Origin of the sequence: Nesterenkonia aethiopica, from assembly GCF_039534665.1 — a bacterium.
GTDB lineage: Bacteria > Actinomycetota > Actinomycetes > Actinomycetales > Micrococcaceae > Nesterenkonia > Nesterenkonia aethiopica.
In genome coordinates this window covers 24,469-34,653 of sequence record NZ_BAAAVT010000024.1, presented here as the reverse complement: position 1 = coordinate 34,653, position 10,185 = coordinate 24,469, and the positions used below count along the sequence as shown (strand labels likewise).

Below are 10,185 nucleotides of genomic sequence, written 5' to 3'. Positions count from 1 at the left end.
AGATTCCTCGAAGGGGCCACCCGATGGCCGCGCTCACGTCCAAGACCAGGACAGTGAGGACCATCAGGGGGTTACACCACTCTATGGGGCACTACTCGGCGTGCCAGCCGATGATCCGCTGGACATAGACATCAACGATGAAGGCCACGTAGACAAACCCGGCCCAGATACGCACATAGGTGAAGTCCGCCACCCAGACACGGTTCGGCGCAGCAGCAGTGAAGTCGCGATTGAGCAGATCCCCGGCACGGGTGCCGCCCTCGCCCGGGATGGTGGTGCGGGCGGCTTTGCCGCGCCGGACCCCAGCCAGCCCCAGGGTCCTCATGGCCCGGTCGACTGCACCCGGGGCGGCCCCGGGGATGCGGCGGCGGATGGCCGCTGTCATCTTCCTGCGCCCATAAAGGCCCTCGGCAGTGCGTTTGATGGTGCCGTCCTCCTTGGGCTTGTAGGCCAGGGACCGCACTGCGTCTTCGACCATCGCATCAGTGATCGTCCGGGCCGCCGGCTGCTGGTTGGCCTGCTTCCAGGCCCGGTAGGTCCTTGCCGCGACCGGCACACCCTCGGTGGTGAGGATGGCACAGATCGACTCGACGGCATGACCATCAGCACGCAGCTGATCGATGAACTCGCAGATCAGCGGGATCGGAGGTCGAGTTCCCCCGCGAAGAAAATCGAAGCCTTGCGCAGGATCTCATTGGTCTCTTTCAGCCGCTTGTTCTCAGCTTTGAGCCGGCGGATCTCCTCCAGTTCAGTGCTGGTGGTGCCCTCGCGGGTGCCGCGGTCGATCTCGTGCTGGGCTATCCATCGGCGCAGGGAGTCCCGGCCGACCCCAAGCTGGGCGGCGACGGCTTTGATGGCCGCGGTACGAGAGGAATACTCCGGCTGGTGGTCCAGCACCAGACGGACGGCCCGCTGCTTCAGAGCGGGATCTGTGATTCCAGGCATGACTGCATCCTTTCAGCTTAAAAAGATGCGGCATCAGACCTGGGGCGCTTCATCTCTGTCGAGATTCTGTGCCACTTCTTCTTCAGTGCGGTCTGGGCACGGCCCTTGGTCGATTCCACCGCTGTGATCTGGCGGCGCCGTCCGAACTCGTCACAGTAGTACAGGCGGGCTTTGAACTTCCCGCTGTCGAGCTTCTGGGTGAAGAGCTCGCCTCGATCCCCGGGACGCAGAGAGGCACGGGGCATCAGGACCACCGCCCGTGAATGTGATTCTCGTTCATGGCATTCCTCGCAACAGTCGCAATTCACTATCTGCGCACTGAGAGTGTCCGGATGCCACCCGGTCTGGCTCACCGACCCCGCTCAAAGTCGTTCATAAGTCGTGGGTTATAGGCCAGAAACGTGTTGCTGAGTAGCCTCGCTTCCCAACCCTGGGCCGGCAGGATCAACATCGACATACTCTGAGGCGTATATCCCTGAAGGATGCTTGCATCTTCTGGGGAATGTGATCTCTGCGGTGGCCAGCTCAAGAAGTTCGGCAGAACCGCGGCAGGCACCCAGCGCTTCCGGTGCACCGAGTGTGGCTCCACCAGCTCGATGAAGCACCGGCGGCAAGACGTCGCGCACCGCCACGAACTCGACGCTTTCCTGGCCTGGCTCACCAGCGCACAGACCCAGACCCAAGCAGGCGCACGGTCCGGGATCAGCGCACGGTCTTTCCGCCGCCGCACCGGCTGGTGCTGGAACATCACACCACGGATCCCGGTCACTGGAGAGATCTATGACCAGATCCAACTCGATGGGATCTACCTGGGCTCCTGGTGTTGCCTGATCGCCATCAGCCCCACCGGGGTCATCGGCTACCAGTGGTGCAACACCGAGAAACGCGCCGCCTGGGAAGCCCTGCTGGGCCAGTTCCCAGCGCCCGCGGTGGTCATCAACGACGGTGCCGCCGGGCTGCTCTCCGCCCGCAAGCACCTCTGGCCCGAGACCCGGGTCCAGAGGTGTTTGGTCCATATTCAACGCAACATCCGCCGACACATCACCACCCAGCCCCGCACAGTCCCAGGCAAGGAGCTGCGGCAGTTGTCCTTGACGCTGACCAGGATCAACACCACCGCACAGGCCGCCGCCTGGCTGGCCGCACTGGCCGAGTTCCATCAACGCCACCGCGGATTCATCTTCGCTAGGACCCGCCACGAGGAGCACACCGGACCGGTGCCGGGATGGGTACGACCAGGCCAGCGATCCTGGTTCACCCACGACCGCCTCCGGAAGGCCTATGTGCTCCTGGAGCGCTGCGTGAAGAACGACGAGCTCTTCACCTATCTGGACGGGGACCTGGACTTCGAGGTCGCCTCGACGACGAATCAGATCGAAGGCGGCATCAACGCCCAGATCCGGTTGCTGCTGCGGCATCACCGCGGGCTGCCCGAAGAGCACATGCGCCGGGCAGTGGAGTGGTTCCTTTACCTACGCAGCGAAGACCCACAGCCCTCTCATCACCTCATCCGGCCCGAGCACCATCAACCCCAGGGGCGTTCGGTGGCGGCTTCTGAGGAACAGATCGGACCGGTGCTCTATGACTCCCGCCCAACCGATGAATGAGGACTTTGGAGCAGGTCTGGATGGGGTGGAAGATCCCACCGATGAGACAACGACACTCCCGGGCCAGCAACACGTTTCTGACCTATAACCCCGGATCCCTGCCATTGCAAGGATCCGGGGCTTTCGATCGGTCGGGATGACAGGATTTGAACCTGCGACCCCACGACCCCCAGTCGTGTGCGCTACCAAACTGCGCCACATCCCGATCTGTCGCGGCCGTTCCGGCCACCAGAAGAGTCTACAACAACTCAGGCGCGGATGCCGCATCGGAAGAAGGTGTCACGACCCTCACTTCTTCTTGCGACGCTTCTCCCGCACACGCATGGAGATCTCGATCGGAGTGCCCGTGAAGTCGAAGGTCTCCCGCAGCCGACGCATGATGAAACGCCGGTATCCGGGGTCCAGGAAGCCGGTGGTGAAGAGCACGAACTTCGGCGGGCGACTCGAGGGCTGGGTGCCGAAGAGGATGCGTGGCTGCTTGCCGCCGCGCACCGGATGGGGGTGGGCCGCCACCAGCTCACCGAGGAAGGCGTTGAGCCGTCCGGTGGGGATCCGCTGCCCCCAGTTCGTCAGCGAGGTCTCCAGGGCCGGGGCCAGCCGGTCCTTGTGCCATCCGGTCTGCGCCGAGACGTTCACCCGCGGGGCCCAGGAGACATGCCCCAGGTCCCGCTGGATCTCCCGTTCGAGGTAATAGCGACGCTCGTCGTCGAGCAGATCCCACTTGTTGTAGGCGATCACCAACGCCCGACCGGAGTCCACGGCCAGCTGCACGATGCGCACGTCCTGCTCAGAGATCGGCTCGTCCACCGCCAGGAGAACGACGGCGACCTCCGCCTTGTCCAGAGCGCGCTGGGTGCGCAGCATCGCATAATACTCCGATCCCTGCGCCATGTGCTGACGACGCCGGATGCCCGCAGTGTCCACGAAACGCCAGGTCTCTCCGCCCAGCTCCACCAGCTCGTCCACCGGGTCGCGAGTGGTGCCGGCGACGTCGTCGACGACCACACGCTCGGATCCGGCGAGCTTGTTCAGCAGCGAGGACTTCCCCACATTGGGACGGCCCACCAGCGCCACGCGGCGCGGACCGCCCCTGGGCACCAGTCCCCCGTGCTGGGCGGTGTCCGGCAGAGCCTTCACTGCGGCATCGAGCAGGTCACCGGTGCCGGTTCCGTGCAGCGCCGACACGGGGTACGGCTCCCCCAGGCCCAGGTTCCACAGCGCGTAGACCTCGGCCATCTGGGCCTCGGAGTCCACTTTGTTCGCCGCCAGGAACACCGGCTTCTTCTTGCGGCGCAGCATTCGTACCACCGCTTCGTCCACGGCGGTGGCGCCCACCAGTCCGTCGACCACGAAGATGACGGCGTCAGCCTCGTCCACGGCGACCTCCGCCTGGTCGGCGACCTGCCGGTGGATGCCCCGGGCGTCCTGCTCCCAGCCCCCGGTGTCCACGATGGAGAAGTCCTTGCCGTTCCACTCGGCGTCGTAGGAGACGCGGTCCCGGGTCACTCCGGGCACATCCTCCACCACAGCCTGCTTGGAACGGATGATCCTGTTCACCAAGGTGGACTTGCCCACATTGGGACGGCCCACGATCGCGAGAACCGGCGGCGCGGGCACGAACGGGAGGTCGTCGTCGTCGAACTGCTGATCGCTCAGCAGCGCCGAGTCCTCGTCCTCCAGCTCGTAGTCCTGCAGGCCTGCCCGCAGCGCGGCGGCGCGGGCCTCGGCCTCCTCGTCGGTGATCGCGGCGAGCCGCTCGGCCAGGCGGTCGTCCTCGACGGCGGGAGCATACTCGTCGGCGCCCTGAGGGGTCTCGTCATCGTGTCGGGCCATTGCTGCTCCTGGTGGTGTGGTTTCCGCCGGGGCGGATTTCTCTGATGAAGGGGTGCGGCCCAGGGCCGCGAGGCGGGGGTGGAGACCGGCGCAGCTCGAGCGCCGAATCGGTGCGGCCTCAGCGCACGGACTCCACACGGGAGACCAGGGCGTCCACAGTCTCCTCGAAGGTCAGATCTGAGGAGTCCAGCACGGCGACGCCGTCGGCCGCTTCGGTGAAGTTCACCGCCGTGGAGTCTCGGGCATCCCGGGCGAGCACCTGGCGCTGCAGCGCCTCGGCGGGCTGCCCTCCGCCCATCTGCAGTCCGCGGCGCGCCAGCCGGACCTCCGCGGAGGCGGTAAGCAGCACCCGCACCTGGGCGTCCGGGGCGACCACGGTGGTGATGTCTCGGCCCTCGGCGACGACGACCCCCGCCTGATCGATGATCCGACGCTGGGCGGCCACCAGCAGGGCACGGGCCGCCCGATTGGTGGAGATCTCGGAGACGCTCTCGGAGATCCGTGCCTCCCGGATGCTCTCGGTCACGTCACACTCCCCGACCGTGACGGTCTGATGCTCCGGGTCGGTGGAGATCGTCAGCGGCAGCTCCTCCACGGCGACGGCGACGGCGGCCTCGTCGTCGAGGTCCACCCCGCGGTCCAGGCAGTACCAGGTCGCCGCCCGGTACATGGCCCCGGTGTCCAGGTAGGCGGCGCCCAGGCGGCGGGCCGCAGCCCGGCACACACTGGACTTGCCCGATCCTGAGGGGCCGTCCACTGCGATGATGAGCCGACGCCCCTGCACGTGCGAGTCTGACGCACCGGTGACCGTGCGGTCGGCCGCGCCTGCCGTCATGACTGGACCACCTTCCATCCGAAGTCGGTGAGCGCCTCGGCCAGCTCATCACGGCGGCCGGGCAGCACGGACAGCTCCACCATACCCACCTGATGGCCGGCGGAGTGGTCCATGCGCATGTCTTCCACATTGACCCCGACCTTCGCCACATCGTTGAGCACCGCGGCGATCTGACCTGGACGGTCGTCGACGATGACGATGAGTCGGGCGAACGACTGCGGAGGCGCCCCGTGCTTGCCGGGCACCCGGGCCCGCCCCGAGTTGCCCTCGGAGATCAGCTGGGCGATGTCCGCCTGGCTGCCCGGGGCACGGGGGTCCTCGAGCGTGCGGATCAGACGCGCGACGTCGTCGCGCAGCCCGTGCAGGATCTCCACCACCGGGGCGGCGTTGGAGGAGAGGATCTGCACCCACAGATTCGGGTCCGAGGCGGCGATCCGCGTCACGTCCCGCAGACCATTGCCCGCCAGTGCCAGCGCCGAGGTGGGAGCATCCTGCAGCCGGGAGGCCACCAGGGAGGCCGCGATCTGCGGCAAGTGCGAGATCAGGGCGACCGAGTCGTCATGTTCCTGCGGGTCCATGTAGTGGACGGTCGCGCCGCAGCGGCGGGCGACCTCCTCCGCCCAGGCCACGGCCGCCTGCGTGGGCACCTGCTCCCCGGTCGCCGGATCCTGGGCCGGAGTGATGACCCACGGCATCGAGGTGAACAGCTCGCCACGAGCCGCCACAGGACCGGACTGCTCGCGTCCGGCCATCGGATGGGTGCCCACATAGCGGGTCAGGTCAACCGGTGTCACCTCGTCGGCACGGCCGTCGGCCAGCTCGCGCAGCGCGCGCAGGATCTCAGCCTTCACGGAGGCGACGTCGAGGACCACGGCCTGCGGAAACTCCACCAGAGCGTCGGCGACCTCCTCGGCGACGACCTCGGGCGGAGCCGCGATCACCACGATCTCGGGGTCGGGATCCCCGACCTCTCGGATGGACCCGGCCCCGATGTCCCGGGCGATCGCCTCGGCGGTGCCGGACGGGTCGGAGAGCTGCACCTCGTGCCCATCTGCGCGCAGGCCGATGCCGATGCTGGCACCGAGCAGGCCGGTGCCGCGGATCAGCACGCGCGGGGTCTCCCGACCGGCGTCGGGTGTCGTGCTCAGGGGGTTCACCGATGTCCTCCTCGCCCGCGATGGCCGGCACCACGGTGCGTCCGGCTCGTCGGGGCCTGCTGCGTCGTCGAGTCCTGCTGATCCTGCGTGCCTTTCGACGTCCCCTGCCCGGAGGGCGGCGGCGCGCTGGTCAGGTCCATCAGATGCCCCAGCTCCCGGGCACCCAGGTCCCGCACCGTGCCCTGGGGCTGGTCGCCGATGGTGATCTCCCCGATGGCGGTGCGCACCAGGCGCGTCACCGGGTGTCCCACCTGTTCGAAGATGCGGCGGACGATCCGGTTCCGCCCGGAGTGCAGCGTGACCTCCACCATGCTGCGCCCCTGGGCGCTGGCGATCTCCCGGAACGCGTCCACCGCGATGGGACCATCTTCGAGCGCGATCCCCTCGGTGAGGGTGCGTCCCAGCGAGCGGGGCACCTTGCCCCGGACCTCCACGAGGTACGTCTTGGGGACCTCGTAGGAGGGGTGGGTCAGCCGATGGGCAAGCTCGCCGTCGTTGGTGAGCAGCAGCAGCCCTTCGGTCTCCCGGTCCAGGCGTCCCACATGCACCAGCCGCGCCGCCTTCATGGAGGCGTCGAGGTGGTCTTCGATGCAGGGCCTTCCCTGGGGGTCGGTCATGGTGGTCACCACACCGGCAGGTTTGTTGAACATCACATAGCGATGCGTCACATCGAGGCTGAGGCGCACTCCGTCCACGTGGATGGTGACCTTCTCCGGCAGCACCCGCACACCCGGCTCGACGACGACCCGCCCGTCGACCTCCACACGCCCTTCGGCGATGAGGTCCTCACACACGCGACGAGAGGCGACGCCGGCCTGCGCGAGCACCTTCTGCAGGCGCACACCGTCAGGGTCATGCACCGCAGCGAAGTTCTCCTCCGCCTCGCTCAGGCGCGGCTTGGCGCGCCGGGGCTCCGAGGAGATGAGCCGCTGGGGATCCTCACCGGCGAAGGGCCCGCCGGACTCCCCCGCCCGGGGTGTGCGAGGGGCCCGCGCCGCGCGCGGCTCTCTGGGCGCCCGACGGCGCTTCCCGGAAGAAGTCATGGGCTCCATTCTACGGGCGTGCGCAAACCGGGACGCCCGGCGGTTCAGCCGTCCTCGGCAAGCTCCTCGGCGGCCTCCACGCCTGGCAGGTGGGGGGACAGCTGGGGCAGCTGCTCCAGGGAGTCCACTCCCAGCTTCTCCAGGAACATGCGCGTGGTGGTGTACAGCGTCGCTCCGGTGACCGGGTCGGTGCCGGCCGTGTCGATCAGGCCCCGGTGGACCAACGTGCGCACCACCCCGTCGACATTGACGCCGCGGATGGCGGCCACCTGCGAGCGCGCCACCGGCTGCCGGTAGGCGATGATCGCCAGCGTCTCCAGGGCGGCCTGGGAGAGGCGAGCCGTCTGCCCGCCCAGCACGAAGGCCGAGACCTGGTCCGCATAGTCCATCCGGGAGTAGTAGCGCCAGCCGCCGGCGACCTCGCGCAGTTCATAGCCCCGCCGTCGCCCCCCGTGCTGCCCGTCGGCCTCGGCCCGCAGCTCGTCGAGCAGCCCCACCACCTGATGCTCGGGGATCTTCACCGCAGCGGCCAGCTCCGCCGGCGTCGCCGGCTCCTCCGTGACCATGAGCACCGCCTCCACGGCGGCCAGGAAGTCCTCATGGGCGACGAGCTGCGCGTCGGTGGAGGACTCCAACGCCGGGTCCGCCTCGTGGACGCCGGGTCCCGGCGCCCCCTGCTGCTCCGGGTCAGCCATCGTGGTGCTCCTCGTCCGTCGGTCTCATGTCCTCATCCCCGGGGCCCGGGCTCTCCGCGGCGCCGTCCGCCGCGTCGTCCCACTCTGCCGCAGCCCGCTGGGCGGCCTCGGTCTCACCCTGCGCCGAGCCGGACCAGGTCACGCTCAGCTCCCCCAGCGGAGAGTCCTGGCTCAGCTCCACGTCGCGGTCCCGGAAGAGCTCCAGCAGTCCCAGGAACCGCACGACGACGACCAGCCGGTTGTCCGCGTCCCGGACCAGCTCCGAGAAGGAGAGCGTGCCGCCCTCCCGCAGCATGTCGGTCATGGTGGCCATCTCGTCGCGGACGTTCACCGCATGGGCGTGGAGATGCTCGAGCCGGACGTCGTCGGGCTCCACGGAGGGCCGGGCGAAGGCCTTCTCAGCGATGGCGCGCAGATCCTCCGGCGTGGTCCGCCAGACCAGCTCGGGCAGCAGCCCCGCCAGCTGGGGGTCGGTGCCGGGCTGGCGCGGATGACGGTCGGCGTTCTCATCGAGCGTGGCCCGCACCTGGGAGGCGATCTCCTTGAACGCCCGGTACTGCAGCAGCCGGGCGAACAGCAGGTCGCGGGCCTCGAGGGCGGCGATGTCCTCCTCCGACTCGACCTCTCCGCTGGGCAGGAGCTGGGCGGCCTTGAGGTCCAGCAGCGTGGCGGCGATCAGGATGAAGTGGGAGGACTCGTCCAGCGCCTGCGGGCTGAACAGCCCCTCCGCGGCACCGGCCTCGGCGGAGAGCTTGCGCACATAGGCCACGAACTCGTCCGTCACGGCGGCCAACGCCACCGTGGTGACGTCCATCTGCCGTTTGGCGATGAGTCCGAGCAGCAGGTCGAAGGGGCCGTCGAAGTTCTCCAGCGAGACGGTGAACCCGCTGGTGCCCTCGATCTCTGTGGCGTCCTCGACGTCCGTGCTCATGACGCCCGCGCCCGTGGCGGGACGGGCGTCCGGCTGCGGGCTGGTCTCGCTCACCGGCTGCTCCGCAGAGGTCAGGGCGCGCCGCCGCGGACCACGAGCTCCCGGGCCAGCTGGCGGTAGGCCTTGGCGCCCTCATGTTTATGGGCGTAGGAGGTGATGGGTTCGGCGGCGACCGTGGCGTCGGGGAACTTGACCGTGCGCTTGATGACCGTCTCGAAGACCTTGTCCCCGAAGGCCTCCACGATCCGGGAGATGACCTCCCGGCTGTGCAGGGTGCGGGTGTCCACCATGGTGGCCAGCACGCCGTCGATCTCCAGGTCCGGGTTGAGCCGGTCCTGGACCTTCTCGATGGTGTCCACCAGCAGGGCCACGGCGCGCAGCGCGAAGAACTCGGCCACCAGCGGGATGATGACCCCGTGCGCGGCGGTCAGGGCGTTGACGGTCAGCAGCCCCAGGGACGGCTGGCAGTCGATGATGATGACGTCGTAGTCGTCCCGCACCTGGCGCAGGGCCCGTTCGAGGACCTGCTCGCGGGCGACTTCGTTGACCAGTTGGACCTCCGCGGCGGAGAGGTCGATGTTGGCCGGCAGCAGGTCCACTCCGGGCACGTGGGTGGTGAGGATGGCGTCCCGTGCGGTGACCTCACGCTCCATGATCACGTTGTACACGGAGGTCTCCAGCTCGTGCGGGCTCGTGCCGAGACCGGCGGAGAGGGCGCCCTGCGGGTCGAAGTCGACCATGAGCACCCGACGCCCGTACTCGGCGAGCGCGGCGCCCAGGTTGATCGCCGAAGTGGTCTTGCCGACCCCGCCCTTCTGGTTCACCATCGCGATGGTGCGGGCCGGCCCGGTGCCCTCGAGAGGACTCGGGACGGGGAACTCATGCTTGGGACGGCCGGTGGGGCCGATGATCGCCTCACCGTGGATGGTGAAGAGCTCGGTCGGCTGGTCGTTGCTCACTGACTCCCTCGCTTCTCCGTCACGCCGTCGTCTGGTCGGTCGCACCGTCGGGGCCCTGTCCGGGGGCGTCGTCGGCTCGACAACCCGACCAGACTACCCCTGCGGCGGCGTCGACCACACGCCGACTGTTCATCCCGAGATTGAAGGACGACCCTCACCGGCTCCGCGAGCCATGCCTCA

At 68.4% G+C, this 10,185-nt stretch carries 8 protein-coding genes, 1 tRNA gene and 1 pseudogene; 1 reads left to right on the top strand and 9 read right to left on the bottom strand.

Going from position 1 to position 10,185, the window contains the following annotated elements; genetic code table 11:
- Positions 1-94 precede the first annotated feature (94 nt).
- Positions 95-945, bottom strand: a pseudogene (locus ABD658_RS15370) (IS3 family transposase); the annotation flags it as partial.
- Positions 946-1,427: 482 nt separating this feature from the next.
- Here ABD658_RS15370 and ABD658_RS14400 point away from each other — a divergent pair.
- A complete protein-coding gene (locus tag ABD658_RS14400) occupies positions 1,428-2,552 on the top strand; it encodes an IS1249 family transposase (protein WP_344683157.1) in 1,125 nt (374 codons plus the stop codon).
- A gap of 131 nt (positions 2,553-2,683) precedes the next feature.
- Here ABD658_RS14400 and ABD658_RS14395 read toward each other — a convergent pair.
- From ABD658_RS14395 to ABD658_RS14360, 8 genes are all read right to left on the bottom strand, one after another.
- Positions 2,684-2,757 (bottom strand) — tRNA-Pro (locus ABD658_RS14395).
- Between the two features lie 83 nt (positions 2,758-2,840).
- On the bottom strand, positions 2,841-4,385 hold the full coding sequence (gene der / locus ABD658_RS14390) for a ribosome biogenesis GTPase Der (RefSeq protein ID WP_344683159.1): 1,545 nt from the start codon (positions 4,383-4,385) through the stop codon (positions 2,841-2,843).
- A 118-nt stretch (positions 4,386-4,503) separates the two neighbouring features.
- Positions 4,504-5,220, bottom strand: a complete 717-nt coding sequence (cmk, locus tag ABD658_RS14385; protein ID WP_344683161.1) for a (d)CMP kinase — start codon at positions 5,218-5,220, stop codon at positions 4,504-4,506.
- Entirely contained in the window at positions 5,217-6,377 is a 1,161-nt protein-coding gene (locus ABD658_RS14380; RefSeq protein ID WP_344683163.1) for a prephenate dehydrogenase, read from the bottom strand. The genes cmk and ABD658_RS14380 overlap by 4 nt, the downstream gene beginning before the upstream one ends.
- Positions 6,374-7,420, bottom strand: coding sequence for a pseudouridine synthase (locus ABD658_RS14375; RefSeq protein ID WP_344683165.1), 1,047 nt, complete (start codon positions 7,418-7,420; stop codon positions 6,374-6,376). The genes ABD658_RS14380 and ABD658_RS14375 overlap by 4 nt, the downstream gene beginning before the upstream one ends.
- A gap of 44 nt (positions 7,421-7,464) precedes the next feature.
- On the bottom strand, positions 7,465-8,115 hold the full coding sequence (scpB, locus tag ABD658_RS14370; RefSeq protein ID WP_344683167.1) for an SMC-Scp complex subunit ScpB: 651 nt from the start codon (positions 8,113-8,115) through the stop codon (positions 7,465-7,467).
- On the bottom strand, positions 8,108-9,100 hold the full coding sequence (locus ABD658_RS14365) for a segregation and condensation protein A (RefSeq protein ID WP_344683169.1): 993 nt from the start codon (positions 9,098-9,100) through the stop codon (positions 8,108-8,110). The genes scpB and ABD658_RS14365 overlap by 8 nt, the downstream gene beginning before the upstream one ends.
- 17 nt (positions 9,101-9,117) lie before the next feature.
- Positions 9,118-10,005, bottom strand: coding sequence for a ParA family protein (locus ABD658_RS14360; protein ID WP_311024910.1), 888 nt, complete (start codon positions 10,003-10,005; stop codon positions 9,118-9,120).
- Positions 10,006-10,185 lie beyond the last annotated feature (180 nt).